Raw genomic sequence first — 20,218 nt, 5'->3', positions numbered from 1 at the left:
TGGCACTTAGTGTCAAGTGTGCGTCTGTGTGGTATTGTTGTCGTCATGAAGCGCGATCCACTACCGGTCCGGGAACGCACCCGCCGGGCCGTACGCGGCGAGCTGGCGCAGCTCGCCGTGGGCCTGTTCGTCGAAAAGGGTTACGACGAGACCACCATCGACGACCTGGCGGCGGCGGCCGGAATGTCCAAGCGCACGTTCTTCCGCTACTTCGCGTCGAAGGAAGAACTGGTGATGGGCAAGTACGAGTTCTTCGGGGAGCAACTCGCCGAGGACCTGGCCGCCCGCCCCGCCGACGAACCCATCTGGGTGTCGCTGCGGCAGGTCTTCGGCCGGGTCGCCGAATACTTCGAGAGCGAAGCCCGGGGAGCCACAACGATCGCCATGGAGAAGATCGTCCGGGACCATCCGACGCTCAACGCCAGCTACCTCGAACGGGTCTCGCGGATGCAGGAGCTCGTGCTCGACGAGGCGCGCAGCCGCACCGGATGGCCCGATCCGGCCGACCCGCGCACCGCGGCCATCGTCGGTGCGGCCTTCTCCTGCCTCATCGCCGCCTGGACCACCTGGCTCACCATCGACCAGGCACAGCCGTTCGGCGATCTACTCGACCAGGCAATGGACGCCATCCAACCCACCTGACCCGCGTGGCTGACACCAGCGCGGACATCGACATCGCCATGACTCCGGCGGCCCTGCCGAACGGGCGGAAGGACGCGGCATTGCAGGCAGGTCGCTACTGCCACCCACTGCGGCTGCTCCGTCACCGCACCGACCTCGAGCCCGGCGACGTCGAAACCCTCCCCCTCCAGTTGAACAGCCAGGCAGAGCGCCGAGCTCGCGTACCCACCGTGCCGGCGTCAGCTCTTCACACCTTCTGCGCGCTCTCTGGCCCCGGTAGCGCTGAGCGGCTGCGCGGCCTCGGTGCGGCGTAGGCGCAGGTGACGCAGAGACTCCTCCAGCGCGGCAACTTCACCCAGCCAGGCTCGGTCCTTGGCCTCGGCGAGGCGTGCCTCGGCGTTGCTGGTCATTTCCTCGATCCGGGACAGCTGGGCCGGGTCGACGCGCAGGAATCGGCACCTGGTGCAGGCGTGCTCGTGAACGCACGGGGTGCCATACGGGCGGTGGCACTCGCCGAGCGCGACCTTGCGCAGCAGGAAATGGTTCTCGAACTCGGCCCACTCCTCCCCAGTCGCGGATCGCAGCTCGGCGAACGGCCGTGTTGCGCGTCGGCGCTCGATGAAGTGCTGATGCGCGGCGATCACCTCGTCGGGGAACACCGCGGTGTAGCCGCGGGTCGTGTCCAGATTCAGGTGGCCGAGCAGCGTGGCGGCGATGTGCACGGCAGCCCGGTGGACACCATTTCGGTTGTGAACAGGCGCCGGAAGTCGTGCGGCGTGAAGTTGATTGGCTGGCCGGCGTCGTGCAGGTCCGCGGACAGCGCGACGTCGTTGAGGAGCCGCCGGACCACTGAAGCGGAGATCACCTCCTGGCGTGTGCCTACCCGGCGCGCGAACAGGTGCGGGAACGGTTCGCCGTGGAGCTTCTCGTCCGGGTCGTAACGCACCGACAGCGGGACGTGATCGCTGCCGCCCCTGACGCGGCGCTGGACCGCGACCAGCACAGTCACCAGTTCCGGCGTCATCGGTATCAACCGCTCGGCATCGGTCTTGCTGGGCACAATGTGCAGCAAAGGAACCAGCGTGCCGGTCGTGGTCGAGGTGTAGTGGCGCAGCGAGAGCTGGGTCAGCTCGAGGAGTTCCTCGATCCGGATGCCAGTGTGGCGCAGCGTCTCGATGGCTGCCCAGGCCCAGAACCCGTCGGCTTCGGCCGCGGTGATGTCGATCAGGCCGTGCCGGTTCGGGTGCACTAGTGGAAGGTCGGGCGCGGCGGTGATGAGGCGGCGCGCAGCAGGCAGGGCCGGTCGCGCTCGTAGCGGCGCGGCGGGGGCTGATGCAGTTCGAACACCGACCCGCGACGGCGAATCGATCGCCATGGCTGGCGTGCCCGGCGGCGGCCAGCAGGCGCGCGGACCAGTCCTTGCGCCGGGCCGCCTCGACGAGCAGCGCCGGCAACAACGGCGCGAGCATCCGAGTGCGATTCTGGGTGCGGGACTGCTGGTGCCGTTTCGCCTTCGACGCGCTCTTGGATTCGTGCCGCGACACCGGACAGGGAGCGACCCATGGCCCCCACCTGGCCGGTTCGTCGTGTGACCACTCCGCCAGGTCCCGATACATGCCGCGGACCGCGAACAGCGTCGAGTGGATCTCGCGGCGCGGCTGGCCATCGGTGGTGACCGCGAGCCGCTGCCGCCACTCGGCTGCCGTCGCCGGATCCAGCCGAAGATCTGCCTGGGCGGGATTGATCTGCAGCACCTCCCACCAGAACAACCGCACCAGCCGGTAGGCCCAGCCCTGCAAGGTGCCGTAGTCCATCGACGGCTTCAGCTCGCGCAGATAGTCGACCAGCAGGTCCCGGACCCCGCCGGGTGGGATGCCGTACCGGTCGACCAGGGTCTCGACCGTGTGCTGGCGGGTGTTGCCTTTGGCCGACCACGCCGCGCGCAGCGTGGCCGGTTCAGCCGCGAAGGGGCCGAGAGCAACCAGCAGCTCCCAGGCCAGGTGCTCGCGACGGTTGCGACCCGACGTGCGGACGACGTCGGCGTAATGCAGCAGATGCTCGCCTTCCAGTTCCTGTAGGCGCCGGCCGGTGCGGATCAACACCCGCGACAGGCACGCCTCCGCATCGAACTGGTGCCGCTCCAGCGCGGCTCGGTAAGTCGGCAGTGCCCGCAACCGTTGCAGCTGTTCAGGGTCATTGACCGCCAGCATGCGTTGCGGCAGGTGCGCGCCGGCCTTGAAGCCAAGTTGCCAACCGTATGAGGGCCGCAGCACCCGAGCCACCATCAGCGCGTTCACCGCAGGCCCAAGCACGGCTGGCGGCGTCACCGGCTCGACGAACGCCCGCCATGATCGAGGAGCAAGCTCGGCCCCTGAGGCCAGCCACCGTTGCTCCCACGACTCACCCTCGAACCGCTCCAGCCAGCCCAGCAGACGCCGCACCCCGAAACTCAGCCGCTTGCGGTCCAGAAACATCGGCAGCGTGCACGCCAGCGTGTGATCGATCGCGTGCACCAGATCCAACGCCTGGACCGCCGCGCCGGGAGCATCGGGCAGCAGCTGCGGCGCCTCGAGCCCGAGGTCGTAGCCGTGCCGCTGCCGCAACCGTCCGCCCGGCCCAAAGACGGCATCAGGCCGAACCACGCTCGGCGGTGACAGCAGCTTAATTGACGGCATCGACGCCGCCCGGGGATCCGGGCAACGCGACCGTCCTTGTCGCGGACTCGGCCGAGCCACTCACCGTTGTCGCGATCCACGCGTCGAGCTCGCCGGTGGTCCACTCGGCCCGCTGGACCGGCTGAGCCGGATCGACCTTGCGGACCGGGTCTGCCGGTCGCGGACCGTGAGCGTCGTACTGGACGCCGAGATCACTGGCTACGCGGTATGCCTCCGCCTCGTCGTCGATACCGACCGCACGCCACCCGTTGACCGCACCGTCCCAAACGCCGAGTCTGTTCGATCCGTCGTCGGACGGGCGAACCGTGAACCGCTGATTTCCAGCCGAGAGTCACCGACGGTTGCTGATGACTCGCAATGTTGATCCTGACCTGAGGTTTCTCGAGATCGGAATGTGCATTGTTCCCTGTGGCTGATCGCTGATTCGCGTCGATTCAGGTGTCTCAAGGGGTTGAGTGACCACGGCGGATCGGGTGGTCAGGTGAGGCCGCAGTAGTCCATGCCGGCCAAGAGGAAGGCTGGGAAGGCGGCCAGGACGACAGGGGCGATCAGTGTGGCGGCGACGAGGGCGCAGAGGATGCTGTGGGTAGTGCGGCGCAATTGCCGACGGCGGCCGGTGAGGCGGTGGAGGCGCAGCGCGACGGCTTCGGCGCCGAGCGCGAGAGCGGCGGCAGGCGCTGAGCTGTGGGCCAGCTGAAGGATGGCGTTCGCGATGTCGGACTTCCGGTGATGACGGCAGGCCTGGTCGTCGGCGACGAGTTCGACGAGGCGCCGTACCTGCTGGTCGCCCCACACGAAGACCGGGACACCACTAAAGGCCCGAACCAATCCTTGGCTGACTGCGAGCAGCAGGTGGTGTCGGCCGCGGAGGTGGGCCTTCTCGTGCGCGAGTACGGCGTGAACCTCTGCCCGGGTGAGCAGGGCCAGGGCGCTCGCGGTGACGACGATGTTCTGGTTCCGGCCTGGGAGGCAGAAGGCGGCGGCTGTCGGGTGATCGAGGACCAGTACGTCGAGTTCAGGGTCCCGGCGGGCCACGAGGTCCAGGATCTGCAGCTGGCGGCGGCGGTCGCGGGCAGCCCGCCGTAGTGCTGTGCTGACTCCCCATGCTGCTCTGGCGGAGACGAGTACGAGGACGACGAGTGCGATCGTGGTCGTGGCGGCGTCGCCTGGTGTGGCGTAGGCAGTCCGTAGGTTCTGCACGCAGATGTGGAACAGCTGCGCTATGTCTCTGCTGTCCAGATGGAGCCGTACAGACAGCGCGACCGAGCCGAGTGTCACCGACAGCAGAACCGAGGTCGCCAAGGCTTGCCAGACGGCGATGGCGACGCGTGGCGCCTGCGCGGGCCAGGCGGCCTCCCGGAGCAGCCAGGCGCCGCCGGTCGCCATCAGGGCGGCACAGCTGTAGAGGGTGATGGCGATGATCATCCGGACTTCCTCCGGGATCCGCCGCGGGCTGGACCATGGAGCAACGTGCGCAGCCGGGAGACTTCGTCGGCGGGCATCTGTGCGACGAAGCGCAAGAGAGCGGCCGTCGGGTCGCCGCTGTCGGCCAGTGCTTCGCCCATCAGTTCGGCGGCGTACTCGGCGCGATTTCTGGTCGGTCGATAGACGAAGGCGCGACCCGCGCGTTGGCGCGCGAGGAATCCCTTGCTGTGCAGCTTGTCCATCACCGTCAGGACCGTGGTGTAGGCCAACGGCCGCGGAGTGCGGATGCCATGCAGGACCTCTCGCACCGTGGCAGGAGAGTCCACACTCCACAGGTAGTCCATGACTATCGCCTCGAGCTCACCGAATCCCCGCATGCCACCTAACCCCCTCTGCTCGCCGATGATGCCCGAACCCAGCCGATTTGGCCATCACCAGGTTCTGACCCTTGTCCTGGGCCCTGGCACTAACTACTATCGTCGATAGTAGATCTACGGTGACATTGCGGACCAGAGAGTCCGGGGGGAGAACATGTCCGTAGCAAGTTTCGCGCGTCAAGGTATCAACAATGCCCTGCGGCCTTTGGGTGTCCAGATGATCCGTGCGTACACGACTGATCCGGCCATCCAGCCGTTCTTGCCGGCGAAGGAGACCATCGCGGCCGCGAAACGTGCCGGCCTGACGGTGGGGGACTACCTCGACCGGTACAGTGCCGAGCCGCAGGTGACGGCGGCGGCGGTCCAGGCGTTGCTGCAAATAGGTGCCCTGAGCAACGGGGTCGAGCGGGTGTGCGAGATCGGTCCTGGATCCGGGCGGTACGCCGAGAAGATCATCGAGGCGCTTCGGCCCTCGGCGTACGAGATCTATGAGACGGCGTCCGACTGGCTTCCGTACTTGCGAAGGCTTCCCCATCTGGTGGAGTGTCCGGCTGACGGTCACACGCTGTCGGCGACCCCGACCGAGTCGGTGGACCTCGTCCAGGCGCACAAGCTCTTCGTCTACATCCCCTTCGTCACGACTGTCGGGTACCTGGAGGAAATGGCCCGGGTGGTTCGTCCAGGCGGCGTTGTCGCCTTCGACATCGTCACGGAAAACTGCCTGGACGAGCAGACGACGAAGACCTGGGTCGCCGAGAATGCTGCCATCTACATGCTGACGCCACGCGCCTGGACCATCGAGCTACTGGAGCGCCGCGGCCTTGACCTACTAGGCAGCCACTTCGAACCTCTCAGCGGAGCTCTCACCGAACTGCTCGTGTTCCGCAAACGCTGAACAAGCCGGCTGTGCTTCGGTGGCGGCTGCCTGGCGTTGGCCCCGAAAGGACACACATGAAGCACCTCAGTCGATCGCTAGCCTCCCTCGTGGCCACGGTCCTCACTGCAGCGGCGGGCCTGGCCGGCTGTGGCGACGGCAGCAGTGACGCCGATGCGATGCCGGGCGCGACGCAGGCCGGTGCGGGTACGCAGGCGAGCACATCCTCGAAATCGAGCACAACGATGCGGACGTGGCCTTCGCTGGCCACATGATCCTGCATCACGAGCTGGCGTTGCGGATGGTGAGCACGGCGGGCTACCAAGCGACCAGCCCTGCGGTGAAGAAGCTTGCGACGGCTGTCCCGTGCTCGGCGTCGATCCACGCGAAGTCGTAACCCGTGTACCCGGCGATCTCCACCGACTCGGGGCTCGGCAGCTGAATCGTTACGCCGAACGCGCTCTCGCCCGCCTCGAGTTTGGTCCAGATCCGGCGAGGTGGTTGTCGCATCACTGTCTCCTTCGCGTCATGACGGGGCGAATCGCCCGGCGAATCCAGCCAAGCACCTAGGCTCGCGGACCAGATCGGTCATCCGTCTCGGCTTGCCGCGACATTTGACCCACCTGCTCTGGCGGGGATTTAGGGACGCACTGTGCGCAGGCCAGCGGCGATGGCTGCGAGGAGGCGCTTCATGGTGGGAAGGAAGATCGGGCGCGCGCCGGCGAGGTCCGGCTCGTGGAGATAGACCTGGGCGAGGGTGGGTGGTGGGTTGGCAGCGGGGTAGACGGCGCCGACCGACACGTTGTGCTCGAGGCTGGTCGCGGCGTGGCTGAGCAGGTCGCAGAACAGCGGTCGCGCCCCGAGGGTCTCGACAATGGCCAGCTACCAACGGCGCTACATCCATCTAGTTCCCTGGGGGGATCATCCTCCGGGGAAGGTCCTCACGCGACCCACGCGGAACGACCTTGGCTGAGGCGTTGCACGACTCCCTGTGCGGATCGATCATGAGGCATTGATTGGGCGGTGCGCCGGTTCCGTTCCGAGTCGTCGCGCCTCCCTAGGGGAAGGGGAATCAGATGAGGAAGTTCGTGCTGCTCGTGGGAGCTGTGCTCACGCTGACGCTGGGGTTGCTGACCCCAGCGTCGGCGGTTACACCCGGCGCACTGACCCCGGCGACGGCCTCTGCCAACTGCCAGGCCTTCTTCGGTGTCGCAGCCGGACCCGAGCCGCTGTCGGCGTGTCAGTGGGACATGCGTGCGATCGGGGTCGGTGCGGCGTCGTACGCCAACGCCGCTGGCGACGGCGTCGATGTGGGGGTGATCGACGGCGGGGTCGACTTCACCCACCCCGACCTTGTCGGCAGCATCGACGTCGCTCGGTCGTGCTCGTTCATCTTCTCGACCACGCCGACGGCCGACCCGCGGGAGATCGCCAACGGTAACTGCAGCAACAAGGCCGCAGTACAGGATCTGCAAGGCCACGGCACGCACGTGTCCAGCACGATCGCCGGCCGGGTCAACGGCGTCGGCATCGCCGGCGTCGCACCTCGTGCCAAGATCGTGGCCATCAAGGCCTGCACCATCGCGGGCTTCTGCTTCGCCGACTCGGTGGCTGCCGCGCTTCGGTACGCCGGTGACCAGCGACTCGACGTCGTGAACCTGAGCCTGTTCGCCGACCCGTGGCTGTACTTCTGCGGCAACGACGCCGAGCAGCGAGCGATCCTCGCGGACCTGCGGAATGCTGCACGGTACGCACAGCAGCGCGGCGTCGTGGTCGTGGCCGCGGCCGGCAACGAGGCGCAGGACCTGGGGCACCCGACCACCGACACCATCAGCCCGGACTGGCCGCCGGACACAGCCGTGACCCGCGAGGTGCGCAACAACTGCCGAGTCACGCCTGCTGAACTCCCCGGTGTGGTCGCGGTGTCGGCCTCCGGCGTCACGACGCTGGCCAGCTACTCCAACACCGGAGGTCCGACCGTGGACGTGACGGCGCCAGGTGGCGACGCGGCGCAGACGCCTGGTACGACGTTCGGCCGGGTCCTTGCCGCCTGGTCGAGAACTGACGACACCGGGCAGTGGGAGGCACTGGCCGCCGCCGGGCGCGGGGTCGAGGACGCCAACGGCGCCCGCTGGGTCTGGATCAGTGGGACGTCCATGGCATCGCCTCACGTGGCTGGGGTGGCAGCGCTGATCCGTCAGCTCCACCCCAACTGGAGCCCGGGTGCCGTGGCAGCGCAGATTCGGCGCACTGCGACGCCGACGGCATGCCCGGCCGTCTGGCCGGCCGATGACGTCCGCCAGTGCACCGGCGGGCCGTCGAGCACCACCTTCTTCGGCGCCGGCATGGTGAACGCCTTGGCGGCCACCTCCTGACACCGAAGCGGTGAGTGGGGCGGCCACTAGCCCGCCCCACTCTCGCCCTCTGTGACTCGAAGTCCCGCGCTCGTTGCGTGGGACTCGCTCAGATACGAGTCCTTGCCAATGACGGGATTCACCCCGGCATGAGACGAGTCCCGATGGGAGCCACCGCACGTTGGCATCTTGGCATGATCCAACTCCTCTTCATTGTCAGAGCCATTGACAGAACCCGCCGATGGGCGTTCGTAGGCACCAAATCGCAGGGCCCGCTGGTGGTCTCGAACCGTCCTGGCGGCCACATGTACCGGCTGTCCGTGGCGATCTGATGCGCTGCCGGCCCGAACAACCCCTGGTGCGTCAAACGTCCGCTCATGGTTCCCTTCTGTGTCAAGGCGCGGTTGGAAGGGTGCGGTTAGGCTTGGTCTTGGCGGGTCCGGGAAGTGACTTGTCCGAAGAGCCGGTGCTGGGCTGTGAGCCGGTCGCGCTGGAGACAGCGTCGTTGCCTGGTTGTCCTCCCGGGCCTGTTTTCTGCGCGGCGACGAGGTCGTCGAGCATGGTTTTGTAGATCAGGTCGGAGAGTCGTCGTTTGAGGCAGCGCATGGCTTCCATGGAGGTCTTGCCGGTTGTTTTCTTGCGATCGAAGTAGGCACGTCCTTGGGTCGGGTTGCGTAGCTGGACGACGGCCATCACGTGCAGCACCCGGTTGATTTGGCGGTTGCCTCCTCGGGAGAGGCGGTGGCGGACGTGGTCGCCGGAGGAGGTGTCGATGGGTGCGGTGCCGGTCCAGGAGGCGAAGTGGGCGCGGTCGGGGAAGCGGGTGATGTCGCCGACCTCGACCAGCAACCGAGCAGCACCGGAGGGTCCGATGCCGTGCAGGTCGAGCAGGCCGGTGCCGGTGCTCCTCACCCAGAACGCGGCGGCGGTCGACCAGCAGGCGGAGTACCTCGAGCTGCTCATCGGCCACCACCGGACGCAGTCCCGTCATGCGGGTTCCGACCAATGCCACGGAGTGCGCGTCGGTGGCATCAGTGAGAGCCAAACGCGATCCGTGGGCAGCGGCGATGAGAGCGACAACCTCAGACACCTCGACCGAGCCTCGTCAGACGCCGGTCGTGACGTCAATGGAACAAGTAGCCGCTGACAGTGAATCGCAATCATATCGAGGAGCGGGCGTGCGAGGCGCCGGGGGGACGGACGCGTTCGAATTGCGTCAGGAGAGGTCGACAACCACTTTGCCGAGGGCGCGTCCCTCGCCAACGTGAGCGAGCGCGGCGGGAACCTCGTCGAGGGCGAAGGTGCGGTGGATGTGGATCCTGATGTCCCCGGTGACGCAGAGGGCGGCCAGCGGCTCGAACTGGGCCGGACCCTCCTTGACGGCGAGGATCCCGATTGCGCGACCGGTGAGCCGCCCAACCAGCCAGCCGACGGTGAGCACGCGGAGCAGCGTGGGTACCGACCCGCCGACGCATCGATAGGTGCCGCCGGGTGCCAGCGCACGCCGGTAGGCGAACACCGACCGGTGCGCGACCAGGTCGAGGATCAGGTCGTACGGCTGGGTGGTCCGGGTGAAGTCGTCGCGGTGGTAGTCGATCACGTCGTCAGCGCCGACCGACCGCATGAAGTTCAGCTTGGCGGCGTTGTCGACCGCGGTGACGTGGGCACCGAGCCGCTTGGCGAGCTGGATCGCGAACGATCCCGACCCTCCGCCGGCGCCATTGATCAGAACCCGGCGACCCGGCGCGGCCCTAGCCGTGCCCTGAAGTGCGATCGCGCCCGCCTGCGGGATCGTCGACGCCTCGGCGAACGTGAGCTGGGCCGGCTTGTGGGCGAGCGCGGACTCCGGCGCGAGCGTGTACTCCGCGAAGCCACCCATCATCCCGAGGTTGTCGCCGTACACCTCGTCTCCGGGTCGGAACCGGGTCACCCGTTCCCCCACGTCGTCGACCAGGCCGGCGATGTCCGATCCGAGCGTCCGGCGAGCCGGGGAACGCAGCCCGCCGATCCGCGCGTACGCGGGCGAGCCGCGCAGGCACTCCCAGTCGCTGAGGTTGACCGAGGTCGCGGCGATCTTCACCCGCACCTGGCCGGCGGCCGGCGAGGGTGCCGGGACGTCCTCGACCTGCAGCACGTCGGGGGACCCGTACCGGTCGTAGACGACCGCCTTCACGCCCGCCCCGTGGCCCACCTGGTCATGGTGGCAACGTAGCAAGCCCGGACGCTCGACCGACACGGTCAGTTCCGCATACGGTGAAATGCGGGTGACGCGGACTGGTCCCGGAAGGAGGCCTTGGCCATGGCGGACGACGAGGTAACCAGCAATCTCCAGGGCATGAATGAGCTCGACTTCAACGGATGGAACCGGGCCGACTGGCATGGCGTGTTCGCCCGCTGCCACACCGACGACGTGCTTGTGGAAGTCAAAGGGCAGCCGCCCACCCGTGGTATCCAGGAGCACATTGCGGCGATGGAGGCTCTGGTCGAGTCCACCGGTGGCACGCCGATCCAGGTCGCCTCCCACCCGATCAGCTTCGGCTCCGGGGAGTGGACCTGCGTGGTCGGCGAGTTCGAAGGCGGTGGCCGGATGGTGACCATCGCGAAATGGCGCGACGGAGCGGTCGCCGAGGAGTACATCTGGCTTTAGCCTCCGGCTCGGTAGGCGGAACCTCCGAACCAAGCGGCACGTGCGAGAAGGCGGCACGAGATTGGCACGCCCGTCGTCCATCGACGGCTTCAACTCGCTGCTGGTGGTCGACCGGCGCGTCCAGTCGGCTCTCGACGCGGCTCGGCACGCGACGATCAGCTGGGTTAGGACCTGCCGCACCTCGAGACCGACTCCCGTGGCATCACTCGTGGCACAAATCGCGGATACTCATGGGGGATCTCGCGCGCGCTGCGGGCGGCCGTGCTGTGGTGACAGCTGGTCCATGACGGGGTTCTACCGGTCGTTGCTGGTGAGGAGTTGGAGGGTGTCGACGACGCGGTTGGAGAAGCCCCATTCGTTGTCGTACCAGCCGACGACTTTGACGTGCCGGTCGTGGACGCGGGTGAGTCCGGCGTCGTAGATCGATGAGGCCGGGTTGCCGATGATGTCGGTGGACACTAGTGGGTCGGTGGAGTACTCGAGGACGCCGTGCAGGCGGTACCGGGGGTCTCCGAGCCGGATGGTCCTGGTCGTCGCGACCGACTACTGCGACTGGCCGTCCGGGGTGCCCAGGCGGCGCGCGGTGTGCCGCAGAGCGGCGTTGTCCTCGTTCGAACGCCAACGCACAACCGCCGCCCGTTCGCCCGTCCACGACCGTACGGCGGCAGCGAGGTCATCGATCTCGTCCACGTTCGTGACGAGGAGTACGGCGACCGCCTCGCGCGTCCCGGAGACGTCCGACTCGACCGTCGAGACATCGAGATGCACCGACCGGTCCTGGGCCCACCGGACGACGACGCGGAGCTGGAGCTCGTCCACCCAATAGGTCGGACGTTGCGGGTGCCAGTCCTTGTCCCGGCTCGGTGGGCCGATCTCCGGGAACGCCTGCCGGACAGCGTCGTACAAGGCCACTCGATAGGCCTGGGCGCTCCGATCATCGGCGCCGAAGGTGACGCGTTGCAGGCCGACCTCCCTGGGCAGCCGCCCGGTCACGCCGGTAACCGCTACGACCGCGCCAACGAGTAACGCTCCCAGCGCAGTGAGATCGCTGGCGCCGCGGAACGCGAGCAGCACCCCAACTGCGACGAGAGCGAGCCCGCTGACTCCAAGACCGACCCTGATGCTGGGCCGCAGATCCGCCGCCACAACGCTCACATCCCTAGCTGTACCTCCATGATCACTCTTTGCTGACGCAAAATCACGTCCGGTGGCGAACATTGTCCGGGCGTGATTGTGGACGTCCAGCAATGGAAATGCAGCCATCGATCCGGATCGAACGGTCCGCTACTCGCGCGGCGACTGTGAGTGCGGCCCGTACCGCGCCGGTCCTGCTCGGGAACCGGCGAGGGGGGCGGGCACTGCCTTCAGACCAACCGCCACCCTCGCCCTCCCGGTGGCCGCGCGTCGCTGAGAGATACCGACGCGGGCAGAAGGCGTGTACCCACGCGATTCGCGTTCCATGCGCTGTCGAGGCCTCATGCGGCTAGGGGGTGGCTGTCGGGCTCTTCGGGCGGTTGAGCAGGAGGTCGGCGGCGCGGAGCAGGACCTGGGATCGGGTGCGGTCGCCGTGGTCGGCGGCGAGGAAGTGCTCGCCGATCGCTACGCAGAAGGCAAGCAGGCTGCGTGCCTCGATCTCGTCGGCATCGGAGCAGAAGGTGCCAATCATCTCGCGCAGCAGCGCCATCCGCCGGTTGTCGACGCGTCGCAGGCGCTCGGCGACCGCCTCGTCACGTCGAGCCCAGTCTCGGATCGCTAGGTCGATCGGCAACAGGCGGTCGCTGGAGAAGGTGAGCATTCCAGCGCGCTGGATCTTGGTCTTCGGATCACGGCCCTCGCGGTCGACACGTTCGATCACCTCGTCGGTGCTCTCCCGCTCCCAGGTGTCGAGCATCGCCTCCAGCAGCGCGTTGCGGTCGACGAAGAAGCCGTAGAACCCGCCCTTCGTGACACCAAGCTTCTTCGCCAGTGCCTCCACACGGACGGCATCCGGGCCACCGTCGCCCAGAGCCTGCAGCCCTTCTTCGACCCACCTGTCCCGCGGCGTTCGAGTCGCGCCCACGCTGTGCGTCACCTCACTCGATATATACGCCACCGTATAAGTCGGCTAGCCTCATTTATACGGCATCGTATATATGAACGGAGACACCCCATGACCGTCCGCCTTGTCGACACAGCCGTGGGGACGCAGAGCATCCCCGAGGCCGTCCGCGCTCTCAGCTCGTTGACTGTCATCGACTACGCCGACGAGTTCACCATCGACACTGACGCGAACGCGACACCGGAGCAGTGGGCTCGAGCGATGTTCGGCGACCTCCCCAGCGTCGCCGAGCTGCTGATCTGGCGCGTCCTCCTCGGTCTCCGACTCTCCCGGGGACGATCGCCGGCCACCGTGGCCGGATGGCAGATCGGCGCCCGCGGCGAGGATTGGATCCGGCTCGAGGCGGCGTCCTGGTTCCTGACCGGCAACCTCGTCGTACAGAAGATCCCTGGGCGAGTGTCGCTGGTCACCTTCCTGCACTACGACCGGCAGGTAGGCAATGTCGTCTGGCCGCCGCTGTCCGCCGTACATCGCAGACTCGTACCCGGCGTGCTCCGTGCCGCCGCCGCACGGATCCGAGCCGCCCGATGAAGAGCCAACGGTCCCCCCACCATGCAGGTTCGGTGGGCCCGAGTTCGGAGCACGCGGCGAGCTGTGACAACGCGGCTTGCACAGCGGTCGGCGGCTGACTGTCTCGCTCGTGAATGATGAGTGGATGGCGGCGGCCGCTGAGGTCGTTTCGGACGGGGTCTCTTGAGCCGGTCGCACGCACGAGTCGTGTCCTGTTGAGATTGACTGCGGGCCATTTGTGGTCGAGTCCAGCAGGGTCGACGCCCGGAAGCAGCGGGTCCAACCCGGGCCGATTCGGCGGTCCCTCCCGCTCGTGGCGCAACGTGTGGCCTTACCGCCCGCGACGGGGTGGGGCTGTGAGGTAGCCGAGTGCCACGCAGAGCGCGGCCGTTCGTACGGCGTGTGCCATCTGCCAGCGATCGCGTATGCGCGCCCAGTCCGTCGGCGGCGCCTGTGCGTTCCATCGCTGCTGTTCGAGGTTGATCGGACCGTTGACCACGAGAGTGACGGCAACTGCGAGCAGGATCAGGACCAGCGCGATGAGCGTCGGTCGCAGCAGTGACCTGTCTGCCTTGTACGCCTGGGTGACGGCCGTCACCACTGCGATGAGCGTCGCCACGAAGACGGCACCGATGAACCAGGTGAAGTACTCGTACTCCGCCTGCCGGACGACGACGTAGTGCGGCCCGTCGAGCGACCGCAGCGCGAGCTCGAGGACGAGCACGGTGAGCGCGACGCCGACCAGGATTCCGCAACAGATCTGGCTCGCGGATCGTGCGATCCTGGCCAGGATCCCAGACCTCATGCCCGAATCGGGCCAGGGGACGGCATTGGCTGCGTCGGATCCGGTGGCTCGGGCGGGTCCGGCGGCAGCGGTGGTGTCGGCGGATCAGGAGGTTCTGGCGGCGGCATTGGCGGGCCGACCGCGTCTCCACCCAGCTCGATGAGGTGTTCGTTCGACCCACGTTGCACGTCAAATCCGTTCATCTTCCTGTCCTTCCCGCGTTCCAGGTCCGCAGTGCAGATCAGGCGAATGGTTGCTGTAGGCATCATGCACAGAATCCTTCGTTGCACGGTACCCATTCCGCAACCGGCCCGAACGGTACGGGCGCAGTACGGGCAGTGCGGCGGCAATGCCGATCCCTAACCTGACCGTGTCCAGAACCACCCAAAGGAGTGTTTGTGACCCTGTCCCTACGAGAGTGCTCGTGCTGATGCCGATGCTTGCACTCCTGATGTCCACGGCCGTGGCGGTCCCGGCGGCGACCAAGGCCGAAGCGGTGACCTGCGTGCGCTCCTGGAACGAACCGGACACCATCGGGGTGGAAGGGATATGCGTACCGGGGTGGCCAGGCGGCAGTGCCAAGGTGAAGATCACGTACAAGATCTCGGGCACCGTCAAGATGATCCGTGTGCGCAATGCGCTGGGGGGCTCCAGCACCTTCACTACGCTTCTCGGCACGTCGGGCCGCAAGGTCACGAAGACCGTCAGCTTGAGCTATCAGCCCCGTGGCGACGGATGGCTGTATCTCGAGCCAGGAGGCGACAGCACGACCACGGGCCGCTTCATCTACTCCTTCTGCCTGTACAAGGGATGATCCTGCGGTGAGTCGCCGGCGTCCCGCGCGCCGCAGGCTTGTGTGCGACCGCCGCTCCGCGATCAGCCCTAGCGAACCGGCGCACGCACCTGTGGTTCGTGTTGTCCAAGCCCTCGCTCAAAGGTCCATGCATGGCGGGAGGGCGGAGCGGTTGCCCAGTCTGGCGGTGAGTAGTTCTCGGCTGTCCGGTAGTCCTGGAGGTTCGGTTCGCGAACAGCTCGTCGGTTGGCCGCTCTCGACTATGCGGCCTGTCGGCATGGCAAGGACAATGTGGGCGATGATGCGTACCGACGGCCAGGTCATGGCTCATGAAACAGATAGCTGCGGCCGAGCTCTCGCGGCTGCTCCGCAAGCAGTTCGAGGATCTGGGCCTGGACAAGCACGGTCACACGACCTGCGTCAGGCTGAGCGCCGCGCTGAGCAGCCGCTGGGTGTACTCGTGCTGCGGCCTGGGGACGACCTCGGCGGCCGGGATGTCCGCGGCCTCGTTGCTCCCGACATCCATCGGATGCTCCTCCTGACGACCGGATGGTCGCGCTTGAGCCGGTCTCCGGTCGTCGTGGCCCCAGAACTGTCGTTCAAGCAGGTCTCGTGTACTTTGCTCGCCTCCGACGCAGGCGTCGTACCCGTGGTCCACGGCGGGGTGCCGCTCGGCGTGATCACCGAGTACGACGTACTGGTGAACCTCGAGTTTCACGGTGGTGTCGATCCGGCCCCGCCGATTCTCGGTAGCGCCGGTCGCCCGCGGCGCCGTGAGGCCCGGGCCGCGACGGCTGCTGAGTTGATGAGCGTGAGGTCACGCCCCAGCAGACCGAGACACCTCCAGGGGCGTCACATCTGGGGTGTCCGCACGCGTCGCTGAGGCGGATTCGCGGTTCGCGATCGTGGTTGTGGTGATCGCTCTCTGGTTCTGAAGAGGCCGGTGCCTGGTGTCAGTTGGGTAATGTCGTTCGAGTCGAGTTCAGGTGCGATGAAGTGCATGCGGACGAACTCGTCCAGCAAGTCCTCGGCTCTCTTGCGAGCGGCTAGATCGCCACCCTCACGACGTTGCTTGGTGAACGATTCGATGGCAGACACCCGCAACGCGATGCGTCGGCGGTCGAACTCGCGCCGCCGGTGGTTGTGCGACTCGATCGACGCGTAGAGGAACAGCGCGATGAGGAAGGACATCACGGACACGCTCGTCGTAACCTCGAGCTTGCCGGCCAGCGCAAGTGAGGCGGCCAGACAGGAAGCTGCCAGCAGTGTCCCCACTGCGCCGTACCTCCATCGGTTCGCGATCTTCAGATGATGATCGGCGTCCTCGGCGTATCGACCGAAGAGCTCGGTCCCGTGCAGGATCGAGGTGATCTGCTCCACCTCTCGGCGAGCGTCGCGAATGAAGGCGACATCCTCCTCGACCTTGGCGGTGAGATTGTGCTTCGCTCGACGGTAGTCGACCTCGAGTTCCGCTCGTATCCTCTCCAGGTCGGCGATCTCTTTGCGCAGCTTGGAGAGCTTGGTCGTCAGGCCTTCGGCAACGCGGTGCGGTTGTGGCGAGGCATCGGATGACATGCTCGTCATCGCCTTCTGCCATCAGTTCGTTCAGTGGCGAACGCCTGCACCGCGTAGCCTATGGTGGCGATCAGAATCGCCAGCAGGACGAGAGTCATGATCGCCGCGACCGGGCTGATGTTCTCGCTCGACGCTACGTACATCACGGCATCGATCACGATCGCCAGGCTGGATATGACGCCGATCGCGAGGGTCGCGCGCTCGAAGTTCAGCAGCGACTGGGGTGTGCGCTTGGTTTTCGTGTTGCTCGTGTCGGCGTACAGCCAGAACACGGGGCGCCGGACGATGACCACTGCGACCAGCCCCCAACCACCGTAGATGATCAGCGTGGACAGCCACACGTACTGAGGATTCACGGCCTCGAGCCGTACGTCGTCGACTGGTCGAAGCAGTGTGAGCACACCGCTCGCCGCGATGGTCACCACGGTCGTGGCGATCGTGAGCAGGAAGGCCTTGGCGTATCGAAGGACCAGTCCTCGTAGAAACCGAAGATGGCGGGCGATCGAGGCCTCCATCTTCGCCGCCTCTTCCGGGAGGGTTCGGATGTGGGAAGCAGTCTGTCGCAACACGTACTGCTGTAGCGAGTCTGCGACGTAGGCCTCGTTGTCATTCAAAGTAAGACTGGTGAGGTCGCCGATCGACTGCGCATCCTTCATCATCCGGCGCCGAAGCTTGGCTGGGCTGGGTACGAGCAGATCCTGTACGTACTCGTCGTCTCGCGCTCTTCTCAGCATCTCCAGCGATCCATCGAGCGACGACTCCGAGACCATGATTCCGGACAGGACGAAGCGAGGGTAGATGAGCCCTTTTCCCTCTCGCTTGAAGGTACGCGCGGTGAAGTAGAAGAGAATCAAGTCCCGGATCAGCAAGTACAACGCAGCCAACGGCATCGTGATCGAGGCCAGTACTGGGACCAACGTGAGCCAGCGCTGGATGGACGCAGGCGCTGGCATCCCTGGGCTCGGATAGAACAGGATCAAGGCCAGCAGGCCGGAAAATGTTCCGCTCAACAGCAACGGCAGCAGCGTGAGTAGTCCGGCCCCGCTGATGAATGCGCCGGCGACCCGGTGGAGAGTCGACAATCGGGTCTCGGCGCGCTGCAGGTAGGCTCGATACTCCTGCAGATCCCGCTCGCTGACCGCCCCCGAATCGGCTGATTGCAGGTCAATTGCATGATTCACTACGAATCCCCCTGAGTTCCCCACGAAGCCTTTGGCTTCGCCCCTTCGGTTATTGCCCAGGATTGATCCTCTGTTACAAACCGATGACTGGTCTTCGCGCAAGCATCTGACGCATCTCACGATGTGCCGAAGCCCGTCCCGGTCGAGTCGCCGCTGCGGTCGATGGAGATGTCTTCCTCAGTCCCCACATCGGATAGGTCACGGGTCTTGTTGGGGGTTGAGGACGACCTTTCGGGTGGTGGGCGTTGCAGCGGCGGCGAGCGTGAAGGCGTCTGGTGCTTGGGCCAAGGTGTAGTGGTGGCTGATGAGGGCCGAGGGCTGGACCTGCCTGGTGGCGACCAGTTCGATGGCGTGGGGCCAGACGCCGGGGCTACCGAGGCTGCCGATGAGGGTCAGGTCGCGGAGGACGAGGCTGTCGATGTCGAGCGGTGCGGTGGGTTGTCCGCACAGTCCCAGGATGACGACGCGGCCGCCGTCGGCGGTGAGGTCGAGTGCTGCGGCGGTGCCCGAAGTAGTGCCGGTGGTGTCGATGACGTGGCGGTAGCGTTCGCCGGAGTACACCGTGACGTCAAAGCCCAGACTGACCGCGAACTCGCGGCGGGCCTCGCATCGCTCGACCATCACGACACCATCGGTGCCGAGTGCTCGGGCGGTCATGGCGCACAGCAGGCCGATGGTCCCGGCCCCGACGATCGCGACCGGCCGGCCCGAGTTCGGCGACAGGCGCTGGAGGCCGCGGTAGGCGACGGCGAGTGGCTCGATCAACGCGGCGTCGAGCCGGTCGACGTCCGGCGGAATCCGGTGGGCAGCGCGGGACGGGAAGACGAGTGTGGTCGCCGTTCCGCCTGGTCGGCCGAGGATGCCTGTCTCGGTGCGATCCGGGCAGAGGTGGTAATCACCCGCGATGCACAGGTTGCAAGTTCCGCAACCGATCGAGCATTCCGACGACCCGGTCGCCGATGACGAACCCGTCCACGTCAGGCCCGGCGGCCGTCACGGTCCCGGTCCATTCGTGACCGGGCACGATCGGGTAGCTGGCGCGTCCGATGGTCAGGTAGCCCATGGATCCGGCCAGCAGCTCGAGATCGGTACCGCAGATCCCGACGGCATCGACCGCGATCATGAGTTCGTCCGGGCCTGGTGTGCCAGCCGGCTGGATGGCGACCCGCAGGTACTGCGGCCCGCCGAGTACGACCTGGTGAGGCACCGTCGTCACACCACCCCGCGCTCGGCGTGGTCCCGTCGTACGAACGGCAGCTCTCGTACGGCGGCATCGTCGACCGGGAGGCCTGCGGCGGCCAGGATGCGCTCCATGAGTTCCTGGGTCGCGAGCGCGCTGGCGGCAGTGTTCTCGGTGATCGTGCCACGACGGCGCACCGCGGTCAGGAAGTGCTCGGTCTGTGCGGTGAACCCGAGTGCGTCGACGGGATCGTCGTACCCGGACGCCGCCGGTGAGCGGCGTTCGACGTGCTCGATGTCCTCGGTCGCGACGACGATCTCACCTGGTGCGTTCACGGTGATGGTCTGGCCGGCGCCGTACAGGTCGACCCGTTCGGACCAGATGCCGCTGCTGCGGTTGCCGATGACGGTGGCGATCCGGCCGCGCGGGAACCGGAGGGTGGCCGACAGGTTCTCCTCCCAGAACGGATCGTCGTACGTCGCGACGGCGGTCACGTCGTCGGGTTCGCCGAAGTAGAAGCGGGCGAGGTCGACCATGTGGATGAGGTTGTCGAGTGAGGCGCGGTAGAACCGCTCGCGGCGCGTTTTCTGGAAGGTGGCCAGCGTCGCCGGCCGGTCGGCGAGGAGCTCCTTGGCTCGCCGGTAGACGGGAGCGAACCGCCGGTTGTAGCCGACCAGGAACGGCACGCCCACGGTGTCGGCGAGGCCGACGAGCGCCCGTGCCTCATTGGCGGCCGCTGGCGCGTTTCCCGCGGAGAGTTGAATGGTTCCTGCGGTCCGTTGGTGACGAGCTCGGCGTACGTGGAGCCACCGCGTTCGGTAACTCTTGTTCGAACGTGCGGAAGGTCAGTGCGTCGTGGACGGAGTGCAGATCGCTCGACCAGGTCGGTCACCGCGAAGTCGAGCACCTGGGGGACGACGAGGGCCGGAAACAGCGGTGATGGCAGCGACTGTTCAGATCGTGTCGGGGATGCCGAGAGGCAAGCGATCGCCGGCGAGGAATGCGCCCATCGCGGAGCCGCCGTCGTGCCACAGCCGGACGTACCGAGTAAGCGCCGCAGATGCTTGTCGATCGGTCGCCGAGTATCTTGTAGTGTCACAGTCTGCCGACCCGGCAGACGCTTT

Annotated in this window: 25 protein-coding genes and 1 pseudogene; 8 read left to right on the top strand and 18 right to left on the bottom strand. The window is 66.8% G+C overall.

Annotation, left to right across the window (positions count from 1 at the left end; all coding sequences use genetic code 11):
• The first annotated feature begins 45 nt into the window (after positions 1–45).
• A complete protein-coding gene (locus AB0E63_RS33145; protein WP_360374967.1) occupies positions 46–642 on the top strand; it encodes a TetR family transcriptional regulator in 597 nt (198 codons plus the stop codon).
• Positions 643–860: 218 nt separating this feature from the next.
• Here the strand turns inward: AB0E63_RS33145 and AB0E63_RS33140 are convergent, their stop codons facing one another.
• Positions 861–1,343 carry a hypothetical protein gene (locus tag AB0E63_RS33140; protein WP_360374965.1) on the bottom strand — a complete coding sequence of 161 codons (483 nt, stop codon included), beginning with the start codon at positions 1,341–1,343 and terminating at the stop codon, positions 861–863.
• A complete protein-coding gene (locus tag AB0E63_RS33135; RefSeq protein ID WP_360374963.1) occupies positions 1,310–1,870 on the bottom strand; it encodes a tyrosine-type recombinase/integrase in 561 nt (186 codons plus the stop codon). Before AB0E63_RS33135 ends, AB0E63_RS33140 begins: the two co-directional genes overlap by 34 nt.
• 391 nt (positions 1,871–2,261) lie before the next feature.
• Between AB0E63_RS33135 and AB0E63_RS33130 the strand changes: the two genes are divergently transcribed.
• On the top strand, positions 2,262–2,699 hold the full coding sequence (locus AB0E63_RS33130; RefSeq protein ID WP_360374961.1) for a hypothetical protein: 438 nt from the start codon (positions 2,262–2,264) through the stop codon (positions 2,697–2,699).
• A 587-nt stretch (positions 2,700–3,286) separates the two neighbouring features.
• On the top strand, positions 3,287–3,421 hold the full coding sequence (locus tag AB0E63_RS33125) for a hypothetical protein (RefSeq protein ID WP_360374959.1): 135 nt from the start codon (positions 3,287–3,289) through the stop codon (positions 3,419–3,421).
• A gap of 352 nt (positions 3,422–3,773) precedes the next feature.
• Here AB0E63_RS33125 and AB0E63_RS33120 read toward each other — a convergent pair whose 3' ends face one another.
• Together AB0E63_RS33120 and AB0E63_RS33115 are read right to left on the bottom strand one after the other, a co-directional pair.
• Positions 3,774–4,721, bottom strand: coding sequence for a M56 family metallopeptidase (locus AB0E63_RS33120; RefSeq protein WP_360374957.1), 948 nt, complete (start codon positions 4,719–4,721; stop codon positions 3,774–3,776).
• On the bottom strand, positions 4,718–5,098 hold the full coding sequence (locus AB0E63_RS33115; RefSeq protein ID WP_360374955.1) for a BlaI/MecI/CopY family transcriptional regulator: 381 nt from the start codon (positions 5,096–5,098) through the stop codon (positions 4,718–4,720). Before AB0E63_RS33115 ends, AB0E63_RS33120 begins: the two co-directional genes overlap by 4 nt.
• A gap of 217 nt (positions 5,099–5,315) precedes the next feature.
• Here AB0E63_RS33115 and AB0E63_RS33110 point away from each other — a divergent pair, with 217 nt between their 5' ends.
• Positions 5,316–5,993, top strand: coding sequence for a class I SAM-dependent methyltransferase (locus tag AB0E63_RS33110; protein ID WP_360374953.1), 678 nt, complete (start codon positions 5,316–5,318; stop codon positions 5,991–5,993).
• Between the two features lie 297 nt (positions 5,994–6,290).
• On the opposite strand, the gene AB0E63_RS33105 is transcribed toward AB0E63_RS33110, so the two are convergent.
• Together AB0E63_RS33105 and AB0E63_RS33100 are read right to left on the bottom strand one after the other, a co-directional pair.
• On the bottom strand, positions 6,291–6,482 hold the full coding sequence (locus AB0E63_RS33105; protein WP_360375061.1) for a hypothetical protein: 192 nt from the start codon (positions 6,480–6,482) through the stop codon (positions 6,291–6,293).
• 129 nt (positions 6,483–6,611) lie between these two features.
• Positions 6,612–6,848, bottom strand: a complete 237-nt coding sequence (locus tag AB0E63_RS33100; RefSeq protein ID WP_360375057.1) for a hypothetical protein — start codon at positions 6,846–6,848, stop codon at positions 6,612–6,614.
• Positions 6,849–7,048: 200 nt separating this feature from the next.
• On the opposite strand from AB0E63_RS33100, the gene AB0E63_RS33095 reads away from it, so the two are divergent.
• Complete coding sequence (locus AB0E63_RS33095) at positions 7,049–8,347, top strand: S8 family serine peptidase (RefSeq protein ID WP_360374951.1); 1,299 nt, start codon at positions 7,049–7,051, stop codon at positions 8,345–8,347.
• 372 nt (positions 8,348–8,719) lie between these two features.
• Here AB0E63_RS33095 and AB0E63_RS33090 read toward each other — a convergent pair whose 3' ends face one another.
• Both AB0E63_RS33090 and AB0E63_RS33085 read right to left on the bottom strand, forming a co-directional pair.
• Positions 8,720–9,289 carry an IS110 family transposase gene (locus AB0E63_RS33090; RefSeq protein WP_360374949.1) on the bottom strand — a complete coding sequence of 190 codons (570 nt, stop codon included), beginning with the start codon at positions 9,287–9,289 and terminating at the stop codon, positions 8,720–8,722.
• Between the two features lie 253 nt (positions 9,290–9,542).
• Positions 9,543–10,517 carry an NAD(P)-dependent alcohol dehydrogenase gene (locus AB0E63_RS33085; protein ID WP_360374947.1) on the bottom strand — a complete coding sequence of 325 codons (975 nt, stop codon included), beginning with the start codon at positions 10,515–10,517 and terminating at the stop codon, positions 9,543–9,545.
• 108 nt (positions 10,518–10,625) lie between these two features.
• Between AB0E63_RS33085 and AB0E63_RS33080 the strand changes: the two genes are divergently transcribed.
• The gene (locus AB0E63_RS33080) at positions 10,626–10,973 is read left to right on the top strand and encodes a hypothetical protein (protein WP_132286811.1); all 348 of its coding nucleotides are present in this window, start codon (positions 10,626–10,628) and stop codon (positions 10,971–10,973) included.
• A 294-nt stretch (positions 10,974–11,267) separates the two neighbouring features.
• Here the strand turns inward: AB0E63_RS33080 and AB0E63_RS33075 are convergent, their stop codons facing one another.
• The 3 genes from AB0E63_RS33075 to AB0E63_RS33065 all read right to left on the bottom strand — a co-directional run bounded on the left by AB0E63_RS33075 (position 11,268) and on the right by AB0E63_RS33065 (position 13,032).
• Positions 11,268–11,468 carry a hypothetical protein gene (locus tag AB0E63_RS33075; RefSeq protein WP_360375055.1) on the bottom strand — a complete coding sequence of 67 codons (201 nt, stop codon included), beginning with the start codon at positions 11,466–11,468 and terminating at the stop codon, positions 11,268–11,270.
• Between the two features lie 48 nt (positions 11,469–11,516).
• A complete protein-coding gene (locus AB0E63_RS33070; RefSeq protein ID WP_360374945.1) occupies positions 11,517–12,128 on the bottom strand; it encodes a hypothetical protein in 612 nt (203 codons plus the stop codon).
• A gap of 328 nt (positions 12,129–12,456) precedes the next feature.
• Positions 12,457–13,032, bottom strand: a complete 576-nt coding sequence (locus AB0E63_RS33065) for a TetR family transcriptional regulator (protein WP_360374943.1) — start codon at positions 13,030–13,032, stop codon at positions 12,457–12,459.
• 90 nt (positions 13,033–13,122) lie between these two features.
• On the opposite strand from AB0E63_RS33065, the gene AB0E63_RS33060 reads away from it, so the two are divergent.
• Positions 13,123–13,602, top strand: coding sequence for a hypothetical protein (locus AB0E63_RS33060; RefSeq protein WP_360374941.1), 480 nt, complete (start codon positions 13,123–13,125; stop codon positions 13,600–13,602).
• Between the two features lie 310 nt (positions 13,603–13,912).
• Here AB0E63_RS33060 and AB0E63_RS33055 read toward each other — a convergent pair whose 3' ends face one another.
• Positions 13,913–14,386, bottom strand: coding sequence for an anthrone oxygenase family protein (locus tag AB0E63_RS33055; RefSeq protein WP_360374939.1), 474 nt, complete (start codon positions 14,384–14,386; stop codon positions 13,913–13,915).
• Positions 14,387–14,783: 397 nt separating this feature from the next.
• Between AB0E63_RS33055 and AB0E63_RS33050 the strand changes: the two genes are divergently transcribed.
• Entirely contained in the window at positions 14,784–15,179 is a 396-nt protein-coding gene (locus tag AB0E63_RS33050) for a hypothetical protein (RefSeq protein WP_360374937.1), read from the top strand.
• 831 nt (positions 15,180–16,010) lie between these two features.
• Here the strand turns inward: AB0E63_RS33050 and AB0E63_RS33045 are convergent.
• The 6 genes and pseudogenes from AB0E63_RS33045 to AB0E63_RS33020 all read right to left on the bottom strand — a co-directional run bounded on the left by AB0E63_RS33045 (position 16,011) and on the right by AB0E63_RS33020 (position 19,780).
• Positions 16,011–16,733, bottom strand: coding sequence for a hypothetical protein (locus AB0E63_RS33045; RefSeq protein ID WP_360374935.1), 723 nt, complete (start codon positions 16,731–16,733; stop codon positions 16,011–16,013).
• A 5-nt stretch (positions 16,734–16,738) separates the two neighbouring features.
• Positions 16,739–17,938: a hypothetical protein gene (locus AB0E63_RS33040; protein WP_360374933.1), complete on the bottom strand. Its 1,200-nt coding sequence runs from the start codon at positions 17,936–17,938 to the stop codon at positions 16,739–16,741.
• Between the two features lie 174 nt (positions 17,939–18,112).
• Positions 18,113–18,679 carry a zinc-binding dehydrogenase gene (locus AB0E63_RS33035; protein ID WP_360374931.1) on the bottom strand — a complete coding sequence of 189 codons (567 nt, stop codon included), beginning with the start codon at positions 18,677–18,679 and terminating at the stop codon, positions 18,113–18,115.
• A gap of 93 nt (positions 18,680–18,772) precedes the next feature.
• Positions 18,773–18,820 (bottom strand): annotated as a pseudogene (locus tag AB0E63_RS33030) (hypothetical protein); the annotation flags it as partial.
• Positions 18,810–19,130, bottom strand: a complete 321-nt coding sequence (locus AB0E63_RS33025) for an alcohol dehydrogenase catalytic domain-containing protein (protein ID WP_360374929.1) — start codon at positions 19,128–19,130, stop codon at positions 18,810–18,812. The gene AB0E63_RS33025 and the pseudogene AB0E63_RS33030, both read right to left, overlap by 11 nt.
• Positions 19,127–19,780 carry a Gfo/Idh/MocA family oxidoreductase gene (locus AB0E63_RS33020; protein WP_360374927.1) on the bottom strand — a complete coding sequence of 218 codons (654 nt, stop codon included), beginning with the start codon at positions 19,778–19,780 and terminating at the stop codon, positions 19,127–19,129. The genes AB0E63_RS33025 and AB0E63_RS33020 overlap by 4 nt, the downstream gene beginning before the upstream one ends.
• Between the last annotated feature and the right edge of the window lie 438 nt (positions 19,781–20,218).

The sequence above is a fragment of the Kribbella sp. NPDC026596 genome (assembly GCF_040638415.1).
Taxonomy (GTDB): Bacteria; Actinomycetota; Actinomycetes; order Propionibacteriales; family Kribbellaceae; genus Kribbella.
Note: the sequence above shows the minus strand (reverse complement) of the source record. Positions and strands in the feature narration are given on the sequence as shown.